Source organism: Pedobacter hartonius, assembly GCF_900107535.1.
GTDB classification, from domain to species: domain Bacteria; phylum Bacteroidota; class Bacteroidia; order Sphingobacteriales; family Sphingobacteriaceae; genus Pedobacter; species Pedobacter hartonius.
Map to the genome: position 1 here is coordinate 374717 of NZ_FNRA01000002.1, position 22343 is coordinate 397059.

Here is a 22343-nt window from a genome sequence, read left to right on the forward strand (position 1 = left end):
TACTGCTTTATAGGTATGACCTTTGAACAGCAAAAAGTCCCACCAAAAATTGATTTTTTTTTATAATTTTTTAAAGATGCGAACTGCAAACGAGAACCATCAGGATGGAAAAAAGCTGGAGCAGGGAAACGCGCAGCTGTTCTATCGCCTTTGTCACAGGGCCGGGAATACCGGCCTATGCTTTTAGAGAAATACTGGTGGCGGAGCTTTAAAATAATGCCATTTGAAACTGGCTGGCAATGTGCTCCCGGAGCACAGCCTTCACTTCAGACAGGTTCAGTTCGTGGCCGAGCTCACGCTGCATAGAGGTAACATCCTTGTCGTCGATGCCGCAGGGGATGATGTTGTTAAAATAGTCAAGATCCGTATTGACGTTCAGGGCAAAGCCGTGCATGGTTACCCAGCGGCTGCACCTTACACCCATTGCACAGATCTTTCTTGCCTTTTCATTATCAGCATCTATCCAGACACCCGTAAAGCCGGGGTACCTGCCTGCAGGAATCCCGAAATCGTTCAGGGTAAGGATAACGGCCTCTTCCAGCGTTCTTAGATACAGGTGGATATCGGTAAAGAAATTGTCGAGGTCCAGGATCGGGTATCCTACCAGCTGGCCCGGGCCATGGTAAGTGATATCACCTCCGCGGTTGATCTTATAGTAAACCGCATTTTTTTCTTTTAGCCCTTCTTCGTCCAGCAGCAGATATTCAGGATGGCCGCTTTTCCCAAGGGTATATACATGGGGGTGCTCGCAAAAGATCAGGAAGTTTGGAGTCTCCTCTTCTTTGCCACTGTTGCGGTTACTGGTTTTAATGGCAACAGTTTCATTTAAAATAAGTTCCTGATGGTCCCAGGCTTCCTGGTAATCCAGCAATCCCCAATCCACAAATTTTACTTTCTTGTTCATTCCATTAATTTAAGCTACAACATATCCGAGCATGTAACCGGGTATGGTATTAAAATAACAAACGGTTAATGTTTGCGGCCCTTCCGGCAGGCTGACAATTACCGTCATTGACCCATTGTCTTTCAGCTCGAAAGGCTGTATATGGATATGTTTCCTGAATTCCAGTCCCTTTTTCCCGTACCATTTATAAACAGCCTCCTTCACACACCAGCAGGCATACAGCGCTTCGGTATGGTTCTTTACATTATTCTGCGCCAGTTCAGGCGGTGAAAGGAATTTTTGCTGGATACGGTGGATCTTGGGCTTGATCAGTTCAATATCTACACCAACATCTTTTTTCCTGCCAATCATTACCGCGGCATAGTCATACGAATGACTGAGTGAAATGCTGTAGGGCGACCCTACCAGGTAGGGTTTCCCGTGTTCATCCATCCGGCAGTCGATATAACCCGAGGTGTTCAGCATGGTGCGCAATAAAAACCGCGTACTCAGCCATTGCAGCAGTCGCTTGCCCTGGCTCAGCGTAGTCAGAAAATCCAGTTCATGCTGCTTCATCTGCAGACCGGAAAGCAGCTCCTCTTCGCTCTCCTGGATTTTCCATACGGCAAGTATGGTGTGATCGTCAATATCTTTATTATAGATTACAGGCATCCTATTTAAAAAATCAATGCAAAAGTATCTTAAATTAATCATAATTTCGCCCAAAGACTTTACAAATGATACTTTCGGATAAGCGTATTTTAGAAGAGATTGACAAAGGAACAATAATTATTGAGCCCTTTAAACCAGAATGTTTAGGCACAAATTCTTATGATGTTCATTTGGGCAAATACCTGGCAACCTATGCCGACAGGGTGCTGGATGCCAAAGCACACAACAAGATCCAGCATTTTGAGATCCCTAAGGATGGATTTGTACTGCAGCCGGGCACCTTATACCTGGGTGTAACACTTGAATATACCGAAACACATGCCCACGTCCCTTTCCTGGAAGGTAAATCAAGTACCGGCCGTTTGGGAATCGATATCCATGCCACAGCAGGAAAAGGCGATGTAGGATTCTGCAATACCTGGACACTCGAAATTTCATGCGCCCAACCCGTAAAGATCTATGCGGGGATGCCTATCGGACAGCTGATCTATTTTATGGTGGAAGGAAATATTGAAACCCTGTACAATGCGAAAAATGACGCCAAGTACAGCAACAAAACTACCAAACCTGTAGAAAGTATGATGTGGAAGAATAACTTTTAAACACTGGATTAATCACTATAGCTTTTGAGCCTCAATATTCTTATATTGAGGCTTTATTTTTTTAGTTGTGTACCTATGCGAATTAAATTCCTGACCGCCGTTATTTTTCTCCTGGCATCCGCTATATTCCTTGCCTTCAGGTTTCAGGATGACCCTTTTGAAGCCCTTCTAAAAAAACTTACTGCTTATAACGAAGAGCATCCGCAGGAAAAAGTATACCTGCATCTGGACAAACCTTATTACGCCATCGGCGACAATATCTGGTTCAAAGCCTATGTAACCGATAACCGTACCAACCAGCTTTCGAAGATCAGCACATCTTTGTATGTAGAACTGATCAGCGAAAATGATTCGGTGAAAAAACAGATCAAACTGCCGCTCATCAGCGGGCTCAGCTGGGGCGACTTTAAACTGGCAGATACCTTAAAAGAAGGAAACTACAGGATCAGGGCCTATACTCAATGGATGAGGAACGCCGCCCCGGACTTCTTTTTTGATAAAACGGTCAGGATCGGGAATGCCTGGGTAAATAAGGTTTTTACCAGCACCACCTATACTTTCGGCAAAAGGAACAATGCTGAGCTGGTGGACGCACTCGTTAAATTTACAGACAAGGACGGAAATCCCTATGGCGGACAAAATGTAAGCTACGAAGTATGGCTGAAAGATAAACCCGCCGGCCGCGGCAAAGGCATGACCAATGCCCAGGGCGAAATAAATTTCTCTTTCCAGAATTCAACCGGCACCGCAGCATCCGGTCAAATTAAGGCGACCATAACCCTGCCGAATAAACAGGAGATCGTAAAAGTCATCCCCGTAAAGACCACCTCCAATTCCCTGTCTGTTCAATTGTTCCCCGAAGGCGGGAACCTGGTTGAAAACCTTCCGTCAAAAGTAGCCATCAAGGCGGTCAGTCCCTCCGGACTGGGCGAAGATGTGACCGGTACAGTGGTTGACAGTGACGGAACGGAATTGCTGGCTTTCAGTACCACCCACCTGGGGATGGGCAATTTCGTTGTAAACCCGCAGCCGGGAAAAACCTATACCGTAAAAGTTAAACGCAAAGACGGCAGCATACTGGATGTGCCCATGCCAAAAGCCTCTCCCTTGGGATACGTTCTCAGTGTAAATAACGCAGACACCAGTAAGGTAAACATCAGGATCCTGATGAGCCAGCAGCTGCTGAACCAGGGTGAGATGAAACTGGTCATCCAGCAGAACAATACTGTCCTGACGGTGCAAAAGCTGCAGTCTACCAAACAGGTAAGCGCACTTGTGCTGCCAAAAAAAGACCTTCCCTCAGGGATTATCCACTTTACGCTGTTCAACGCAGCAAACCTGCCAGTGGCAGAGCGCCTGATCTTTATTAATAATCCGGCAGAGCAGATCAGTGTTAGCCTGACCAATTTAAAGGGCAGTTACGGGCTGCGGGAGAACGTGCCGCTAGAGCTTTCTGCAAAGGATGCCGGCAAACCGACGATCGGCAGCTTCTCTGTCGCTGTTACCAATTCAAGTACGGTAACACCAGATCCTGATAATGAAACGAATATCCTCAGCTCGCTGCTGCTGACTTCAGACCTGAACGGGTATGTGGAAAAACCAAATTATTACCTGCAGTACAACACCAAAGAGAGCCGCGAACACCTGGATAACCTCCTGCTCACACAGGGCTGGACCAGGTTATTATGGGCAGACCTGATGGGCAATACCGTAAAACCATCGGCTTTCCCGCCTGAAAAATCATTGAAGGTAAGCGGAACCGTCACCACCACAGGAGGTAAACCCGTACCGAAAGGAAGGGTATCACTGTTTTCAACCGGCGGAGGCCTCTTTATGGTTGACACCCTGACCGATGCCCAGGGGCATTTCAGTTTCGACAACCTGATTTTTGGTGACAGCACCAAGTTTGTAGTGCAGGCAAGGAACGCAAAGAACAAAAAGTATGTGGAGATCAACCTGGACATCGTTCCCGGACAGGTGGTCACAAAAAACAGGAACACCGGGGATGTGGAGATCAATGTAAATGAATCCATCCAGGGTTATATCCGGAAAAGTAATGCTTATTTTGATGACCTCAATAAACGCGGATTGCTGGAACGCACTTTCCTGCTTGACCAGATAAACATTGTACAGAAGAAGAACCCCGCCCCGAATTCAGCCAACCTGAATGGCGCCGGACATGCCGATCAGGTGATCACTGCCAGGGATCTGGGAACCTGTATCACCCTGTCACAGTGTTTACAGGGAAGAGTGGCCGGTATGACGCTCCGAAATGGACAAGCATACCTTTTGAGAAATAACGGTACCCCCATGCAGATCATTATCGATGGCATGCAGGTAGAGCCTGACTTCCTCGACAACATCAGCCCTTTCGATGTAGAAACAATAGAAGTGTTAAAAAGTGTCAGCAATACCGCAATATATGGTTCCAGAGGAGGAGGCGGAATTTTAGTCATCACCACTAAAAGAGGAGGAGGAGACCTGAGTTATTCCAGGTATTCGCCAGGCATCATCACCTATGCCCCTAAAGGTTATTATCCCGTAAGGCAGTTCTATTCTCCGCAGTATACACCGGAAAATACGGATAAAAATGCAGACAGGCGTTCTACAGTGTACTGGAACCCGCAGCTGCCTGCAGAGGCCGGCGGAACTGCCAGATTTAATTTTTACAATACTGATGAACCCGGAACCTACAGGATTGTCATTGAAGGGATCAATGACGAAGGGCACCTGGCCAGAAAAGTATATACTTACGAAGTAAAATAAATATATGAATACCATCAATGTGACAATAAAAGACCGTTTGGCCCTGATTACCCTGAACCGCGGTAAATCAAATGCACTCAACAGGGAAATGATCACCGAACTGACAGATATGCTCCATAATATCAATAACGATGCAAATATCGGCGGCGTGGTCATTACCGGAAAGGAGCATTTCTTTTCGGCAGGACTGGACCTGATAGAGCTGTATAGTTACAATGAGGAGGAGATCAGGTCATTCTGGAAGCTCTTCCTGGATGCTATAGCAAAGATTGTCGCTTTTAAAAAACCGATGGTGGCCGCCATCAACGGACATTCGCCTGCCGGGGGATGTATCATCGCCCTGGCCTGTGATGCACGGGTGATGGCCGAAGGAAAATATGTTATCGGACTGAATGAAGTTCCCGTAGGCATCATTGTTCCGGACAGCGTGTTCCAGCTCTATGCTTTCTGGTTAGGCAAGGCCCATGCCAGCAGAAGTTTGCTGGAAGGTAAATTATTCAGCCCTGAGGAGGCCCTTAACATCGGACTGATAGATGAAGTGGTGAACCCCGCAAGTATCATGACCGCAGCCGAACGCAGGATCAGAAAATATATGGCCCTGGAGCCCAACACCTGGCAGCAGAGCAAACTCAACATCAGGAAGGAACTGATTGCCGCTACTTCGGCAGACCAGTCGGAACTGCTTGAAATTACCCTTGCCCAATGGTGGTCGCCCTCCAGCAGGAACCTCCTGAAAATGATCATTGACAGCCTTCAAAAAAAATAGCCATGTACAATCAACCGATGTTAAGAGATGACGCCTTAAAAGGCAGGACCATTGTAGTTACAGGTGGTGGTACCGGCCTGGGCAAAGCCATGGGCACCTATTTTTTGAAGCTTGGCGCGAATCTGGTGATCACCAGCCGTAAGGCAGATGTATTACAAAAGACCGCCGAAGAAATGGAGATGGAAACCGGAGGAAGGGTACTGGCAGTAAGCTGTGACGTGCGCGACTATGAGCAGGTAGAAAATGTACTTGCAGAAACGCTCAGTACCTTTGGCAGTGTGGACAGTCTGCTCAACAATGCCGCCGGAAACTTCATCTCCCCGACAGAACGCCTGTCAGCCAATGCTTTTTCCACAATCATTGATATCGTTTTAAAAGGTTCCGTGAACTGCACGCTGGCCTTTGGCAAACATTGGATCAAAGAAAAACAAGCGGCCAGTATTTTAAATATCGTTACCACCTATGCCTTCACAGGTTCGGCTTTTGTAGTTCCCTCGGCCTGTGCCAAGGGAGGCGTATTGGCCATGACACGCTCGCTGGCCGTGGAATGGGGCAAATACGGAATCAGGACCAATGCAATTGCCCCGGGGCCTTTCCCTACCAAAGGAGCCTGGGAACGCCTGCTTCCGGGAGATCTGGCAGAGAAGTTCGATTTCAAAAACAGGGTTCCGCTAAAACGCGTAGGCGAATACCAGGAACTGGCCAACCTCGCAGCCTTTTTAGTGAGTGATTTTTCCGGGTACATCAATGGCGAGGTCATCACTATAGACGGCGGCGAGTGGCTGCAGGGAGCAGGACAGTTTAACGGACTTGAAGCGGTCCCGGATGAACTGTGGGATAGCTTTGCACAGATGACCAGGGCGGCAAAAGGCAGCTGAGTTTAATCTTTTGCGCAAAAATTATTTTAAAGCATCTTTATTTTGAAATTAGCTTTATTTTTGTACCATGTCAACAGAAACAAAAGAAGAAACCTTTACCCTTGAGGAGATCTTAACCTCTCTCAAAACCTCACACCGTCTGATCTTATGGAACGATGAGGTGAACACTTTTGACCATGTGATCCACTGTATGACTAAATATCTCGATTACACAGAAAACCAGGCAGAGAAAATTGCATGGGAGGTACACAATAAGGGGAAATGTGCCGTCCTGGAAGGTTCCTTTACCGAAATGGAAGTATACCGCAAGATCCTTCAGCAGGAAGGTTTAACGGTCACGGTAGATTAAGTAGAAGCATGGCCAGCTCCTCCTGTGTGGCCTGGGTTTTATCACGGGAATACCAGAGGTGTAACTGCTCAGACTGCAGGTTATTATCGGCCGTTTCTGCTTTCCAATGATTGAGCACTGCTTGTGCAGCAGCGGGCCTCGGGCCCCACTTCGCAACAAGCCAGCCCGCATCATCCAGCAGCAGCACTACCGGAATAGACCTGGCCCCGTTCGTCAGGTATGCATCGATCAGCGGCAGGTTCTGGTCTCTCAGTACAAACCGCAGGTCAAACTTCTCCGGCAGAATTTCCGTCATTTTCTGAAACAGCGGCACGATCTGGGCCGCATCGCCACACCAGCCTTCGGTAATCACCATGATATGGTAATGTTTTTTCAGGTTTTTTATTTTTTCGACTAAAAAATCCGTCAGCACAGCAGTTTTTTCAATTCTGTTCATCCTCTGGATGTTCAGTTTACTGTAATGCAACATTTCTTCGCTATTGTCATTACTCGTAGACCTGTTTTCTTTTAAAAGAGAAATGATTAAATCCCGGTATTCCGGATAACTTAATCCCTCATTCACAAAAATATTACTGTAATTGGCCATAAATGCGTTGTAATAAAATAGTTACCGCCTGTTTTTTAAACTTCCCCGCCGTTACTTTGTCCCTCTATCAAAAGAAACTTAAAACGATACATTCGAAATGAACAATTACCGCTGTAAATTTATATTTATACTGCTGACAATTTGTACTACTGCTGCTTCCTTTCAACTTCATGCACAGGCCCCGGGTTCTGGTAAACTTACAGGAAAAATTGTAGATGCCCAAACGAATGAGACGATTCCCTTCGCCTCAGCAATCATCAGTAACAGGGAAACTAAAGTTACCGTAGCCACCGGGCAAACGGACGTCAATGGTAATCTGATCATTAACGGTATCCCGGATGGTACCTTCTCTGTGAAGATCAGCTATGTGGGTTACCAGACGCTTGTCAGAGATTCTGTAGCTGTAACTAAATCGAAACAGCTGCTTACCCTGGGCACCATAAAAATGAAAGCCGCAAAAGGAACTGCGTTAAAAGAAGTCTCTGTAACAGCCAAGAAAGCCCCCATACAGCTGGGGATTGATAAAAAGGTATTTTCTGTAGACCAGAGCCTTGTCAGTGAAGGCGGTTCTGCATCAGACCTGTTAACTAATGTTCCCTCGGTACAAATTGATGTGGATGGAAACGTAAGCCTGAGAGGATCTACAGGAGTGAAAGTACTTGTGGACGGTAAACCTTCCGTGATTGGAGGGGGTGACGTGGCTTCTATACTGGCCTCTATTCCTGCAAGTTCCATTGAAACGGTAGAGGTGATCACCAACCCCTCGTCAAAGTATGATGCCGAAGGAAATTCAGGAATTATCAATATCGTATTGAAACGGAACTCAAAACTTGGGTTCAACGGAAATGTAGCCCTTACCGCCGGTAACAGGGATAACTATAACGGAAATGCCAGCTTAAGCTTTCAGAATAAAAAGATCAACCTGTACGGAAACTACGGGTACAGGTATGGCAAGCGTATAGGCGGCGGCTTTAACAATATCAGGTACCTTAACCGCGCAGATTCCCTGGGAGCGGCCGATCAGCTGACAAGCTCCAGACAGATAGAGAAAAGCCAGAATGCCAAAGCAGGGATAGACTACTACCTGACTACAAAAGATATCCTGAGCTTCTCGGCAGCGTATAACAAACGTGACCAGGATAAAAGAGACTTTCTGAACGTAAATACTTATAACGCAGACGGCTCGCCCAGACAACTGAGTGACAGGATCAATACTACTGACGGAGGTGGCGACAGTTATGACCTCAACCTGGACTACAGCCATAAATGGAAGGCCAGCCAGGAGCTTACCTTTAACTTTGGCTACTCACATGGAACGAACGACAATTTCCAGCAGTACAATACAACAGTGAACAGCATCAATGGCATTCCTGCAACGCAAGACCCTGAAATGCTGACCAACGATAACGACGGTAAAAATAAAAACTATAATATCCAGGCCGATTACAACATGCCACTGGGCAAGCTGGGTAAACTGGAAAGCGGTTACCGCAGTCAGATCAGGTATTCAGATAACAATACCGTGGCCAGGACCTATAACCCGGCCACAGGCAATTATGACGAAAATTATCAGCTGTCAAACCTCTTTAACAGTAAAGACCAGGTGCACGCCCTGTACCTGAACTATTCAAACCAGATCAAAAACTTTGGTTACCAGGTAGGGCTAAGGGGCGAAGTTGCCAGGCTAAACACCAACTCCGGTGGGTACGACCTGAACGGCACCCTGGCCAATGCTGCCGGACGCATCGCCTATGACAGGTTGTACCCAAGTATCTTCCTGACGCAGAAGTTTAAAGGTGACCAGCAGTTGCAACTGAGTTATACCCGGAGGGTAAACAGGCCAAGGCCATGGGATACCAACCCCTTTATAGATTATTCCGATCCCCTCAGCTGGCGCCAGGGTAACCCAAACCTGCTTCCTGAGGATGTCCACTCCTATGAGCTGAGTTACAGCAAATTCTGGTCGAAGGTAACGCTGATCGGAAGTGTATACTCACGTCATACCAATGACCTGATCCAAAGGGTACGTTCAGTGCCTGATTCCAACGGTGTGATCATCCTTACCCCTTTCAACTTAACTCAAAGCACAAACAGCGGAGTAGAGCTGATCGCAAAGGTAGACCCCGTTAAAGCCTGGAGCTTCACAGCCAACGTCAACGGTTATCACAGTAATATTGATGCAGTACCGGCATATAACATCTCTCAGACCTCAGGATACAGCTGGAATGCCAACCTGACCAACAACATCACCCTGCCTTACAACATCTCTCTGCAGATCAGGGGTGATTACAATTCTACGGAATTACAGGCACAGGGAAAACGTAAAGCCATGTACGGCGTAGACGGCGGAGCCAAATATGACTTTCCAAATAAAAAAGCTTCCCTCAGCCTGAATGTCAGGGATATCTTCAATACGAGGAAATTCGGGGCAGTCATCCAGGATGCCAATACCATCACCGACTTCCAGCGCTACCAGAAAGGACAGCAGGGAAACCTGACCTTCTCTTACCGCTTTGGAAAAACCAGTTTCCAGAAAAAACAGAAAAAAGCAGAACAGCAGGAAACAAAACCTGACGAAGGAACATTCTAAAATTCGTATCTTGCGGCATGGAAGAAATGAACCCCTGGACTATTTTGGACAGCCGCAAAATTTATGAAAATAACTGGATAGGACTGACAGAACACCAGGTGATCAACCCATCCGGCGGAAAGGGAATATACGGGGAAGTGCATTTCAGGAACTATGCAATAGGTATACTTCCGCTGGATGAGGACATGAACACCTGGCTGGTGGGGCAGTATCGTTTTCCATTAAAGGCCTACAGCTGGGAGATTCCCGAAGGGGGAGGACCGCTGGGCCTGCCGATGCTGGACAGTGCCAAACGTGAATTACAGGAGGAAACCGGGCTGATAGCGAGCGACTGGAAGGAGCTGCAAAGGATGCACCTCTCGAATTCCGTGAGTGATGAATTTGCGGTGATCTTTATCGCCAGAGGTTTAACCATGGGCAAGTCCGCTCCCGAGGAAACAGAGGAACTGGTCGTACGGAAACTACCGTTCGAAGAAGCTTACCAAATGGCCGTTGAGGGAAAGATCACTGACAGCATGAGTGTTGCAGCACTGCTGCGGGCAAAAATATTAGTATTGGAAGGCAAATTATAAAAACTGTATGAACAAATTCCTGGGATATATCTTTACTCCCGTATTTTACTTTTTCTTTTTACTGAGCCTGCTGATTTTTCAGCCCATTCAATGGATATGTTATCGCTTTTTTGGTTATAAAGCACATAAGGCCTCGGTAGATTACCTCAATTTTTTCCTGACCTACTGCCAGGTCTTCTTAGGCTCATCCACTACCTTCGTTAACCACCAGGATCTCCCGCTGAACCATCCTATTATATTTGTTGCCAACCACCAGAGCATGTATGATATTCCGGGCATTTTCTGGTTCCTGAAGAAATATCATGTAAAGTTTATTTCGAAGATTGAGCTTACCAAAGGGATTCCCTCCATTTCATTTAACCTGAAGTATGGCGGCGGGGCCAACATCAACCGTAAAGACAGTAAACAGGCCGTTTCAGAGATCATCAAGCTGGGCCGGAGAATGAAGGATAACAATTGGTCGGCCATGATATTTGCCGAAGGCACACGTGCTAAAGATGGCCGGATAAAGCCTTTTCAGGTAGGTGGAATAGCTACCTTATTAAAAACAGTGCCCAATGCGCTCATTGTTCCTATAGCGATAGAGAATTCCTGGAAGGTTGTTCAGTATGGAACCTACCCGCTGAGCTTCGGCGAAAAGCTCAGGTGGACGGTACTTGATCCCATCACAACGGCAGGAAGAAATGCGGAGGAATTGACAAATATGGCCGAAGGCGCAATCAGGAAAGCCTTAAATCAGGAAGCTTAAATATTTTTATTCTCTATCTTTTTAAAGAACTCATCCCTGTAGGTATCACCAATAGGAATGATCTTGCCGCAGATCGTGATCCTGCTGCGTTCTATACTTTCTATTTTATCGAGTGCAATGATATAGGATTTATGTACCCTGATGAATTTCGCATTGGGGAGGGTCTCTTCCATCTTTTTCATATTCTGCAGCGTGATTACCCTTTCTGATTTCGTGAAAATTGAAATGTAATCTTTCAGCCCCTCGATATAAAGAATATTATCCAGTTCAATCTTCTGAATTTTATGTTCCGTTTTTACAAAGATAAAGTCCTGTACCGGCTGGCCTGCGGGTGCTGCCGGGGCGGCAACAGGGACTACGGGTGCAGGAATAACGGGCTCCGCATTGTTTTTGTGCTGGTTATGGACCTTCTCCACGGCCTTGTAAAACCTGTCGAACGCAATAGGTTTTAGCAGATAGTCCGAAACATTCAAATCGTAGCTTTCCAATGCATATTGTGAATATGCCGTGGTTAAGATATAACTGGCTTTATTATTTGCAATCTTAAGGAATTGGATGCCCGTCAGGTCCGGCATCTGGATATCCAGAAAAACCAGATCTATCCCCCCTGCCTGCACGAGCTGTAAAGCCTCAATTGCATTTTCCGTTCGTTTTACCAATTCCAGAAAGGGAACTTTAGAAACATAATCTTCAATAATATCGAGCGCCAAAGGCTCATCATCCACTGCAATACATTTTAGCGTCATTGTGTTCGTATTTATACTAGATTTATATATCAAGCATGAGTTCACTGGTATAATGCGTAGCCGAATTTACGATATTTAGCTTATATCTTTCGGGATAAAGCAACTGCAGCCGGCGTTCCACATTATTCAGGCCTACCCCGCCCACGTGGTCTTTATTCGCATTGTTCTTTTTATTCGTAATACTGAAATGCAGTATTTTCTGGTTCGCTATAATATTGATCCTGATAGGGTCTGAGGGATCATTTGCCACTCCATGCTTGAAGGCATTCTCTACAAAAGATATCAGCACCAGCGGCAGGATCTGCTGGTCGTCGATCTCACCATTGAGTGTCATCACCACCGATGCGCCGTCCTTGAACCTCAGCTTCTGCAACTCGATGTAACTCTGCACATATTCTATTTCTTTGCTCAGTGCTACCCAGCTATCGTTGCTTTCATAGATCATATAACGCATGATCTCAGACAATTTTAAAATAGCATCTGCAGTTTTATCAGATTTCTGATAGGCCAGTGAATAGATATTGTTTAAAGAATTGAATAAAAAATGGGGGTTGAGCTGCGATTTCAGAAACTGCAGTTCCATATCTTTCTTTTCCGTTTCCAGGCTGCGCTGAATGCGGATATTGCTAAACCAGTCGAGCGCAAATTTAATGAGGCAGCCGGAGATAATAAAAAACCCGGAAGTGAACACCGAACTCCAGACAAACATACTCAAATCCGTATATTCTACTGTTCTGGTCTTAGCGCTCCAGTACTTTAATACTTCATCCCGGTAAAGTACCGCCATGATCGTTTTTACTGCCGCCATCAGGGCAATCAGCGCGATGATCGACAGTACATACCACCAGTATTTTTTCAGGAGCTGAGGGATCAGCAGGGTATAATTGATATAAAATATGGAAATGTTAATGACAGTAAAATAGCCATACTTTACCAGCAGCTCAGTTGAGTTATATTTTTCTCCCGAAAAGAATATGATCAGGAACATAAAACCACTTATAAACAGCCAATACACGACATGGGCAATCAACTCTCTTTTATCTTTCATTAGCGGGCATTTTTTCCAGCGGTTTATTGTTTTCTGCCAGGAAACCAAAGTACTGAAAGTAACACTTTTTGGCCATAGCTTTCGACGAACAGGCATTTTTTTTCTACCAACGCCGAAAATAGCAACATTTTGCATTTTATCGTAAAATCACCTGTTGATCTATAATTATTTACACTTGGTATAAAACATTTTAGCAGGATGAATTTTATGATTCTATTTGTTTCATCAAAACGAAACGATTATGAAATCTGCATCTGTTCAACACCTCGACACACTAGTAAACCACAGGATATATGCCTCGTATCAAACTGACTTCAGCAAGCTGACCACTATATATACCTATATCATGAAAAAATTAACAAATGTCTCTCCTTTTATATGGTTACTGGTACCTGTATTTATGATGCTGATCCTGACCGTTACCAGCAACGTAAGTACTACTGACGACCATACGGCCGGTATAAAATCTGAAACCAATACAACCATTGCAAAAATACCTTATGCAACATTAAAATAAAACAGGCGTCTTATATCCCGAAGAGCGTAGGATACCTATTCTGCCATACAAAGAATTTAGTTTTAGTTATAGTAATAGTAGTAATGGCGGCTGGATGGCCGCCATTTCTTTTGCCAGAGATTTTGAAAAACATTAAATATTATTTTGAAACTAAGAATATAGTTTATACATTTAACTATACTCTTAGTTCATTTATCATTATCATCAAAATCAATCAGCGAATACTATGGAAATTAAAGATCTGACGAAAGCCGAAGAACAAATCATGCAGGTGATCTGGCAGATAGAAAAGGGATTCGTAAAAGAAGTCATGGAATTTCTGCCTGAGCCAAAGGCCGCCTACAATACAGTATCTACCATCATCAGGATACTGGAAGTGAAAGGTTTTATCGGCCATATCGCATTTGGGAAATCCCACCAGTATTACCCCCTGATCTCCAGGGAAGATTACAAGCGCCATGCTACGGAAAAGCTGTTAGGAAATTATTTTGAAAACTCTGTGGAGAGCATGTTCTCCTTTTTTGTAAAGGAGGAAAAGATGGACGTAAGTGATGTGGATGAAATCTTAAAAATGATCAGCAAACTCAAAAACAAATCAAAATGACCTGGACCCATTACCTCCTGCAAGTAAATATATACCTGGTTATATTTTACGCATTCTATAAATTACTTCTTGAAAAGGAAACATGGTTTATGCTGAACAGGATTTATCTGCTCTCAGCAGGATCGTTGTCACTCCTGATTCCGTTTATTAAACCGGAATGGATATCTGAAACAGCTATAAACCCAAATATAAGAATTACTGCAGGACAGTTGACGATGCTGGTTGCAGATGGAATTACAGCGGCAGATACAGCCTTCAACTGGGCTGCACTTATAGCAACAGTATATGTTGGTGGTGTGCTCTTCTTTACAGCACTTTTCGTCTGGCGCTTATTGCTTGTAAAAACGCTGATTGGCTCAAACTCCGAAGGAATGGCTTTTTCATTTTTTGGAAAAAAGGTGATTGATCAGAACCTGCCGGAGCAGGGCATCATACACCAGCACGAGGATGTTCATATTCGGCAGTACCATACGGCAGATGTAATTTATTTTGAACTGCTGGGTATTCTCCTCTGGTGCAATCCGGTGATCTATCTCTACAAAAATTCCATTAAAAACATACATGAATACCTGGCTGATGAAGCAGCAGCGCAGTTAGAGGGCGATAAGGAATCGTATGCATTGCTTTTATTATGCAAGGCTTTTAGGGTAGACCAAAACGTTCTTACCAATAGTTTTTTTTCAAAATCACTAATTAAAAACCGGATATATATGCTAAATAGACAAAGATCCACCAGGACTGCCATCCTAAAGTATGGCCTCGTTCTCCCGCTGTTCGCGGGAATGCTGCTGCTGTCGTCTGCAAAGATCAGCAGGAATGAAGACATCAAAGACCTGGCTGAGAAGATCCCTGCCCCGGTTCCCGGGCTATTTGCTACCGGAGTTAAACCTTCAGCAAGGGATGTAAATGAGCCCTTGCAACAGGACACCATAAAGAAACGACACCAGTCAAAACCAATCAAAGGAACTGCCCTGGCCGATAAAACTGTTACCAGAGCTAATGGTGAAAAAGTTTATGATTTTGTTTCAACGGACACGCCACCCAGCTTTCCCGGCGGTATGGACAAGTTTTACCAGTACCTGGCAAAAAGCGTGAAATATCCTAAAGAAGCACAGGAAAAGAATGTGCAGGGAAAAGTTTTTCTATCCTATATTGTAGAACAGGATGGCAGGATTAACGAAGTTAAAGTGGAAAAAGGTCTTGGCAGCGGCCTTGATGAAGAAGCTGTAAGAGTTCTGGAAGCTTCGCCTAAATGGATTCCCGGCACACGCGACAACAAGCCCGTACGGGTGAAATACAATCTACCTATAAGTTTTGCGCTTTCTAAGGAAGATACTGACAAACCAAATTGAATAAAGCACCTGTTGCAAGTCCTGCAGGAGCGAAACCTAAGGGCGGAGCGTAGTCAGGCATACGGATTAAAAGTCCCGGCAAACCTCTGGTGTACCTTGATGGTGTTCAGATCACCAACAAGGAATTACAGGAAATGGATCCAAAAATAATTGAATCCATGGTGGTTGTAAAGGATAAAACAGCTACAGACAGGTATGGTGTTTAAAAAAACACCCGCTTAAAAACACGAAACCCCTGCTAAAATCTAGCGGGGGTTTTTGTGTTAAATCCTTGTCTCGTAGAGTCTAAATTTATTAAACTTCTTCCTCAGAAACAAATTTTGAAGCATAAAAATCTCTGTTCATCCTTGCAATGTTCTCCAGCGAGATCCCTTTAGGGCATTCAGCTTCACAGGCGCCTGTATTTGTACAGTTACCAAAACCTTCAGCATCCATTTGTGCAACCATACTTTGTGCACGGCGGTATCTTTCAGGCTGTCCCTGTGGCAATAAGGCCAGCTGGGAAATTTTAGCCGAAGTGAATAACATTGCCGATGCATTTTTACAGGTAGCTACGCAGGCGCCACAGCCGATACATGCCGCAGCTTCAAAAGCAGCATCTGCCTGAAGCTTAGGAATCGGAAGTGCGTTGGCATCCTGTGCATTACCTGTATTTACCGAAATAAAGCCTCCTGCGGCAATAATTCTGTCAAATGCAGTACGGTCTACCGTTAAATCTTTAATCACAGGAAATGCAGCCGCTCTCCATGGTTCCACAACAATTGTATCACCATCTTTAAAAGAACGCATGTGCAGCTGACAGGTAGTAACCCTGTCTTTCGGGCCATGAGGCCTTCCGTTGATGAACATGGAGCAGGCTCCGCAAATACCTTCCCTGCAATCGTGGTCGAATACAACCGGTTCATCTCCCTTATTGATCAGTTGTTCGTTCAGAACATCAAACATCTCTAGGAAAGACATATCAGGAGAAATTTCTGATAATTTATAATCTACCAAATTCCCTTTGGCCTTGCTATCTTTCTGACGCCAAACTTTCAGCGTTAAATTCATATTTCCTGTACTCATGGTATGGATATTTTAGTACTAGATTATTTATAACTTCTTTGTGCGATCTTGATGTTCTCGAATTTCAACTCCTCTTTGTGCAGTTCAAATTTCACACCTTCCTTGAATTCCCATGCAGCTACGTAAGCATAGTTCTCATCATCCCTTAAGGCTTCACCTTCTTCAGTCTGATATTCTTCCCTGAAGTGACCGCCACAGGATTCATTTCTGTTCAGTGCATCGATACACATCAGTTCTCCCAGCTCGATAAAGTCGGCCACGCGGCCAGCTTTTTCCAGTTCAGGATTGAACTCATTGATCACACCCGGTACACGCACGTCGCTCCAGAAATCCCTGCGCAACTGCTGAATTTCTGCAATAGCTTCAGTTAAACCTTTTTCATTACGTGCCATTCCGCATTTCTCCCACATGATCAGACCTAATTTCTTGTGGAAAAAGTCTACCGATTTGGTACCTTTTATAGAGATAAACTTTTCTAAGATGCCTCTCACACTCGCTTCTGCCTCTACAAAAGCGGGGTGATCCAATGGAATTGGTTTTGTAGCCAGTTCTTTCGAAAGGTACGCACCAATGGTATAAGGGATCACAAAATAACCATCGGCCAGTCCCTGCATTAAAGCAGAAGCACCTAAACGGTTCGCACCGTGATCAGAGAAGTTAGCTTCACCTAAGGCATATAAACCAGGAACCGTGGTCATCAGGTTATAATCTACCCATAATCCGCCCATTGTATAGTGAACCGCAGGATAGATACGCATCGGTAATTCATAAGGATCTTCACCGGTGATCTGCGCATACATATCGAACAGGTTACCATATTTTTCTTTTACCACCTCGCGTCCGAGACGCATGCAGGTTTCTTTATCCGGGTTATGAATATTATGTTTTGTTGCTTCGATACGTCCGTAACGTTCTGTATTGGCAGCAAAATCAAGATACACGGCCAGTTTAGACTGTCCCACACCATATCCTGCATCACAACGCTCTTTCGCGGCTCTTGAAGCCACATCGCGCGGAACAAGGTTACCGAAAGCAGGGTAACGGCGTTCCAGGTAATAATCCCTTTCGTCTTCAGGAATATCAAACGCTTTTCTTGTATCGTCTTTTTTCTTAGGTACCCAGATCCGTCCGTCATTCCGTAAGGATTCAGACATCAGGGTAAGTTTAGACTGGTGGTCACCTGATACCGGGATACATGTAGGGTGAATCTGCGTAAAACAAGGGTTTCCGAAAAAGGCACCTTTTTTATGTGCTTTCCAGGCCGCAGTTACGTTACTTCCCATTGCGTTCGTAGAAAGGTAGAATACGTTACCGTAACCACCTGTTCCAAGCAACACAGCATGACCGAAATGACGCTCCAGTTCGCCGGTGATCAGGTTACGCGCAATGATACCGCGTGCTTTACCTTCAATCACGACCACTTCAAGCATTTCATGACGGGTGAACATTTCTACTTTACCCATACCGATCTGGCGCTCCAGGGCACTGTAGGCACCTAAAAGCAATTGCTGACCCGTTTGTCCGGCGGCGTAGAATGTACGCTGAACCTGTGTACCACCAAATGAGCGGTTATCCAGTAACCCACCATATTCCCTTGCCAAAGGCACGCCTTGTGCCACACACTGGTCGATGATACTTGTGCTCACTTCAGCCAAACGGTGAACGTTCGCTTCGCGGGCACGGTAGTCACCACCTTTAATCGTATCGTAGAACAAACGGTAAACACTGTCACCATCATTCTGATAATTCTTTGCTGCATTGATACCTCCCTGGGCAGCGATAGAGTGCGCTCTTCTCGGAGAATCCTGGAAACAAAAACATTTAACTTTATATCCCATTTCAGCCAGGGTAGCCGCTGCCGAAGCGCCTGCCAGTCCTGAACCTACTACTACAATTTCTATACTTCTTTTATTAGCCGGATTCACCAGAGGCATTGAAGACCTCAGTTTAGTCCACTTTACGGTTAGTTCCCCTTCCGGTATATTTGCATTAAAATCTGCCATTTTATTTAGCGTTATACGTTCGAAATTTATTTAATAAGACCTGTATAAAATGCGACAGGCATGGCTGCAAAAAGCAACGCTATAATGATAGAATACCATACTCCGAGTCCTTTGATCAGGGGAGTATATTTCCTGTGGTTCCAGCCCAGTGTCTGGAAAGAAGAGGCAAAGCCGTGCAATAAATGGTAGGCCAGTGAGACCATTGCCAGTTCATATAAAACAACGATCCAGATATTTTGAAAAGTCAGCTTCATCACAGCGTACAGGTCTTCGCGTCCGTTTGCGTCTTCAGTCGGGATCCCGGTAAAACGTGATACTACCCAGAAATTGGACAAATGCACGATCAGGAAGATCAGCAATAAGGTACCGAGTAAACCCATTGAACGGGAATACCATTTACTGTTTGCATTTCCATTGTTCACTGCATACTTCACCGGGCGCGCAGCCTGGTTTTGAAAAGTAAGGCGAAGGCCCTGCACAGCGTGCACGATCAGCCCCAGCATTAAAATAACTTCAGATCCTCTGATCAGCCAGTTGGTAGCCATGAAGTTGGCACCCAGGTTAAAAGTTAAACCACCGTCATTCAAAAATATCAACGAGTTGATAAAGCAATGTACAATGAGAAATAAGATTAGGAACAGGCCGGTGATACCCATTATTAGTTTTTTTCCTATAGATGAGGAAAAAGCGTTTCCGAAACTAGCCATTAGATTTTTATATTTGAGTTCTATTCCTGCAAAAGTATTTAATAAATGACTTAATTTAAACACGAATATTAGCAAAAAGTAATAAATAAGCTATTTAGAAACGTTCTACGTTTTAGGCTTTAATCCATGATTATTACCATTTTAAACAAAAAAAGAGAGGCAATTTTCATTGCCTCTCTCAAAGGAGATCAGTATATCAAACTATTAATTGAAGCTGAAGGTGTAATTCCCGTTAGGGCCTACTCCTGAAATTGTGGTTTTACCATTTTTAGAAGTTGGCAGTGCGGCTTCAACATCTTTTGCATTATTCACTGGTTTACCATTGATACTGGTAATCAGCAGGCCTTTGTCAATATCAAAAGAATCGAACAGTTTACCCGGTTCAACACCAGTGACTACCACTCCGCTTTTTGCACCATATTTTGCTTTGGCTGCGGCAGAAGCGGGAGCGAATGAAGCACCCAGTTTACCCATAGTTGTTCCTGTAGTTTTTGATGCCAGAATGGTTTTAGGTCTGCCTATGCTGGCATCACCTTTCAGTGTTACACTTACATTCTGCAGTTTTCCATCTCTGGAGATGCTGAGCATCACTTTATCACCAGGACTCATACGTCCGATCTTTTCCTGCAAATCCGGAGAGTTGAATACTTCTTTACCGTCAACTTTTTTAATGATATCACCTTTTCTGATTCCTGCAGCGGCACCGCCACCGTTTGGCATCACATCGTTTACATATAATCCGCTGATATCATCAATCTTCAGGTCTTCAGCAACATCGGCATTCAGCTCCTGGAAGGTAACACCTACATAACCGCGTTTCACGCTGCCATATTTTTTAAAATCTTCAAGGATCTTTTTGGCAAGGTTAACGGGGATAGCAAATCCATATCCTTCATTGGTACCTGTTTGGGAGGCAATTGCCGAGTTAATACCCACCAGCTCACCATTCGCATTTACCAATGCACCACCACTGTTACCAGGATTGATAGCGGCATCTGTCTGAATATAAGATTCAATAGCGCTGTTGGCTGCCCTAACCGGTGCCTTTCCTGTACGCTGATATTCTTCATATTCTTCTTCCGTTGGCTGCTGCTGTTCCCTGCCCAGGATACCGATCTGACGCGATTTTGCGCTTACGATACCGGCAGTAACCGTAGTTTGAAGGTCCAGAGGGAACCCAACTGCCAATACCCATTCCCCAACCTGAACGTTATCTGAATTACCCATTTTTACAACAGGCAGATCAGTAGCATCCACTTTAATTAAAGCAAGGTCAGTATTGGCATCTCTTCCAATTACCCTGGCCTCAACTTTACGCCTGTCTGAAAGGATCACCTGGATCTTTTCAGCGTTTTCCACTACGTGGTTGTTGGTCACGATGTACCCGTCAGGCGTAAGAATCACTCCGGATCCCGATGCTGCCCTTGGAATACGTGATCGTTTGCTGCGGCCACCTCCAAAGAACTCTTCCATCATATCCATTGGTGACCCGCTGTCACCCGAACCACTTGAAGTAAAAGTTGTTTTGATGTGCACCACAGCAGGTGAAACTGCTGCTGCTGCCTGAACAAAATCAACAGATCCGGTTGAAGAAATACTTGCAGGATTGCTGGTAAAAAGCACATGTTGCTTTTCAGCCAGGGTTAAGTCGCTGTTTTTGTGCTCCAGCATTTTATAACCGCCAATTGCCGCTGCACCTCCTATGAATGCAGCAAAAACTATTAATGCTATTTTTTTCATTTGTGTTTATTGTTTTTTAATGGTTATGAAGCTTGCCTAAGCTTATGCAAACTTTTTGTAATGGTAAGCTTAGGCAGGTTTCATTTGTGTTTATTATTATTTCTTGTGCTTGTTTATTCTGTTTAGTCTGACTCTGCTACAGTGCCATTGGTTTAATGTGATATCGTTGATTATGTCACCGGCAGGTACCATTTTTGTCTTTGTTTGATTTATTTTCCGAACTTATTCAAATTTAATACCAATACACCGATATTTGTATCAGCACAGCATCACATATTTTGTTAAAAAATGTTAAATAACACATCAGCAGATCAGCAACATACCCATTTCTACAAGTACCAGGGCGCGGGTAACGACTTCGTCTTAATCGACAACCGTTCGCTCAGCTTTCAGTATAAAGATAACAATATAGTACTGCAATTGTGTGACAGGCGTTTTGGGATCGGCAGCGATGGGCTGATGCTGTTGCAGGGCCATCCTGAATATGATTTCGAAATGCTTTATTTCAACGCCGACGGCAAGCTGGGCAGTATGTGCGGGAATGGGGGAAGATGTATTGTGGCCTTTGCAAAACACTTAGGAATAATTGACAGTGAAACTAACTTTCTGGCAGTCGACGGTCCTCATTATGCCAAAGTTTCAGCAGAAGGCAACTGGGTTGACCTTCAAATGATTGACGTAAAGGATATAGAAAAAGACGGTTCTGCTTATGTACTGAACACCGGATCTCCCCATTATGTAAATCAGGTGGCAGACCTGAAAGATATGGATGTATTTTCCATGGGAAAAGAGATCCGGAATAACCCAACCTACAAAGCGGAAGGCATTAACGTGAACTTTGTTGAAGATCAGGGTGATCACCTTTTTGTACGTACTTTTGAGCGCGGTGTTGAGGATGAGACCTATGCCTGCGGCACCGGTGTTACTGCCGTAGCCCTGGCTATGGCCAAAGCAAATGAGCAGCATGGAAGTTTAAAAACGGATATCACCGTTCTGGGAGGAAAACTCCGTATAGAGTTTGACTATGATGGAAAAGACTTTAGCAATATCTTTTTATGCGGCCCTGCCGAACTGGTTTTTGAAGGAGACGTAAAAGTTTAACCTGCGCAGAACTTTAGGCCCATCTTTCATCTTAAATTCAGTTGCAAT

At 44.7% G+C, this 22343-nt stretch carries 21 protein-coding genes; 12 read left to right on the plus strand and 9 right to left on the minus strand.

What is annotated here, in order from left to right; all coding sequences use genetic code 11:
- Positions 1-208 precede the first annotated feature (208 nt).
- Both lipB and BLW16_RS05130 read right to left on the minus strand, forming a co-directional pair.
- Positions 209-904 carry a lipoyl(octanoyl) transferase LipB gene (gene lipB, locus BLW16_RS05125; protein WP_090555490.1) on the minus strand — a complete coding sequence of 232 codons (696 nt, stop codon included), beginning with the start codon at positions 902-904 and terminating at the stop codon, positions 209-211.
- Between the two features lie 9 nt (positions 905-913).
- Positions 914-1555 carry a 4'-phosphopantetheinyl transferase family protein gene (locus tag BLW16_RS05130; RefSeq protein WP_090555491.1) on the minus strand — a complete coding sequence of 214 codons (642 nt, stop codon included), beginning with the start codon at positions 1553-1555 and terminating at the stop codon, positions 914-916.
- 65 nt (positions 1556-1620) lie between these two features.
- Here BLW16_RS05130 and dcd point away from each other — a divergent pair, with 65 nt between their 5' ends.
- The 5 genes from dcd to BLW16_RS05155 all read left to right on the plus strand — a co-directional run bounded on the left by dcd (position 1621) and on the right by BLW16_RS05155 (position 6916).
- Positions 1621-2157 carry a dCTP deaminase gene (gene dcd / locus BLW16_RS05135; protein WP_090555492.1) on the plus strand — a complete coding sequence of 179 codons (537 nt, stop codon included), beginning with the start codon at positions 1621-1623 and terminating at the stop codon, positions 2155-2157.
- 75 nt (positions 2158-2232) lie between these two features.
- Positions 2233-4923, plus strand: coding sequence for a TonB-dependent receptor plug domain-containing protein (locus BLW16_RS05140; protein WP_090555493.1), 2691 nt, complete (start codon positions 2233-2235; stop codon positions 4921-4923).
- 4 nt (positions 4924-4927) lie between these two features.
- Positions 4928-5689 carry an enoyl-CoA hydratase/isomerase family protein gene (locus tag BLW16_RS05145; protein WP_090555494.1) on the plus strand — a complete coding sequence of 254 codons (762 nt, stop codon included), beginning with the start codon at positions 4928-4930 and terminating at the stop codon, positions 5687-5689.
- Positions 5690-5691: 2 nt separating this feature from the next.
- A complete protein-coding gene (locus BLW16_RS05150; RefSeq protein WP_090555495.1) occupies positions 5692-6567 on the plus strand; it encodes an SDR family oxidoreductase in 876 nt (291 codons plus the stop codon).
- Positions 6568-6634: 67 nt separating this feature from the next.
- A complete protein-coding gene (locus BLW16_RS05155) occupies positions 6635-6916 on the plus strand; it encodes an ATP-dependent Clp protease adaptor ClpS (RefSeq protein ID WP_090555496.1) in 282 nt (93 codons plus the stop codon).
- On the opposite strand, the gene BLW16_RS05160 is transcribed toward BLW16_RS05155, so the two are convergent.
- Positions 6903-7502, minus strand: coding sequence for a thioredoxin family protein (locus BLW16_RS05160; RefSeq protein WP_090555497.1), 600 nt, complete (start codon positions 7500-7502; stop codon positions 6903-6905). The genes BLW16_RS05155 and BLW16_RS05160 overlap by 14 nt on opposite strands.
- Positions 7503-7599: 97 nt before the next feature.
- Between BLW16_RS05160 and BLW16_RS05165 the strand changes: the two genes are divergently transcribed.
- The 3 genes from BLW16_RS05165 to BLW16_RS05175 are packed head-to-tail and all read left to right on the plus strand — an operon-like array spanning position 7600 to position 11412.
- Complete coding sequence (locus BLW16_RS05165; RefSeq protein WP_090555498.1) at positions 7600-10092, plus strand: TonB-dependent receptor; 2493 nt, start codon at positions 7600-7602, stop codon at positions 10090-10092.
- A gap of 17 nt (positions 10093-10109) precedes the next feature.
- The gene (locus BLW16_RS05170; RefSeq protein WP_090555499.1) at positions 10110-10664 is read left to right on the plus strand and encodes an NUDIX domain-containing protein; all 555 of its coding nucleotides are present in this window, start codon (positions 10110-10112) and stop codon (positions 10662-10664) included.
- Positions 10665-10671: 7 nt separating this feature from the next.
- Positions 10672-11412, plus strand: a complete 741-nt coding sequence (locus tag BLW16_RS05175; protein WP_090555500.1) for a lysophospholipid acyltransferase family protein — start codon at positions 10672-10674, stop codon at positions 11410-11412.
- Here the strand turns inward: BLW16_RS05175 and BLW16_RS05180 are convergent.
- Positions 11409-12158 carry a LytR/AlgR family response regulator transcription factor gene (locus tag BLW16_RS05180; RefSeq protein WP_090555501.1) on the minus strand — a complete coding sequence of 250 codons (750 nt, stop codon included), beginning with the start codon at positions 12156-12158 and terminating at the stop codon, positions 11409-11411. The two genes, BLW16_RS05175 and BLW16_RS05180, sit on opposite strands and share 4 nt — an antisense overlap.
- A gap of 22 nt (positions 12159-12180) precedes the next feature.
- Entirely contained in the window at positions 12181-13206 is a 1026-nt protein-coding gene (locus BLW16_RS05185; RefSeq protein ID WP_090555672.1) for a sensor histidine kinase, read from the minus strand.
- A 241-nt stretch (positions 13207-13447) separates the two neighbouring features.
- Here BLW16_RS05185 and BLW16_RS05190 point away from each other — a divergent pair, with 241 nt between their 5' ends.
- From BLW16_RS05190 to BLW16_RS05200, 3 genes are all read left to right on the plus strand, one after another.
- Positions 13448-13723, plus strand: coding sequence for a hypothetical protein (locus tag BLW16_RS05190; protein WP_090555502.1), 276 nt, complete (start codon positions 13448-13450; stop codon positions 13721-13723).
- A 226-nt stretch (positions 13724-13949) separates the two neighbouring features.
- Positions 13950-14327: a BlaI/MecI/CopY family transcriptional regulator gene (locus BLW16_RS05195; RefSeq protein ID WP_090555503.1), complete on the plus strand. Its 378-nt coding sequence runs from the start codon at positions 13950-13952 to the stop codon at positions 14325-14327.
- On the plus strand, positions 14324-15679 hold the full coding sequence (locus BLW16_RS05200; protein WP_090555504.1) for a TonB family protein: 1356 nt from the start codon (positions 14324-14326) through the stop codon (positions 15677-15679). The genes BLW16_RS05195 and BLW16_RS05200 overlap by 4 nt, the downstream gene beginning before the upstream one ends.
- A gap of 294 nt (positions 15680-15973) precedes the next feature.
- On the opposite strand, the gene BLW16_RS05205 is transcribed toward BLW16_RS05200, so the two are convergent.
- From BLW16_RS05205 to BLW16_RS05220, 4 genes are all read right to left on the minus strand, one after another.
- Positions 15974-16744, minus strand: a complete 771-nt coding sequence (locus tag BLW16_RS05205) for a succinate dehydrogenase/fumarate reductase iron-sulfur subunit (protein WP_090555505.1) — start codon at positions 16742-16744, stop codon at positions 15974-15976.
- Between the two features lie 23 nt (positions 16745-16767).
- Complete coding sequence (locus tag BLW16_RS05210) at positions 16768-18747, minus strand: fumarate reductase/succinate dehydrogenase flavoprotein subunit (protein ID WP_090555506.1); 1980 nt, start codon at positions 18745-18747, stop codon at positions 16768-16770.
- 26 nt (positions 18748-18773) lie between these two features.
- On the minus strand, positions 18774-19454 hold the full coding sequence (locus BLW16_RS05215) for a succinate dehydrogenase cytochrome b subunit (RefSeq protein ID WP_090555507.1): 681 nt from the start codon (positions 19452-19454) through the stop codon (positions 18774-18776).
- 204 nt (positions 19455-19658) lie between these two features.
- Positions 19659-21194 (minus strand): trypsin-like peptidase domain-containing protein, encoded by a 1536-nt coding sequence (locus tag BLW16_RS05220; protein ID WP_090555508.1) that lies wholly within the window; start codon positions 21192-21194, stop codon positions 19659-19661.
- A gap of 288 nt (positions 21195-21482) precedes the next feature.
- On the opposite strand from BLW16_RS05220, the gene dapF reads away from it, so the two are divergent.
- Entirely contained in the window at positions 21483-22295 is an 813-nt protein-coding gene (gene dapF, locus BLW16_RS05225) for a diaminopimelate epimerase (RefSeq protein ID WP_090555509.1), read from the plus strand.
- Positions 22296-22343: the final 48 nt, after the last annotated feature.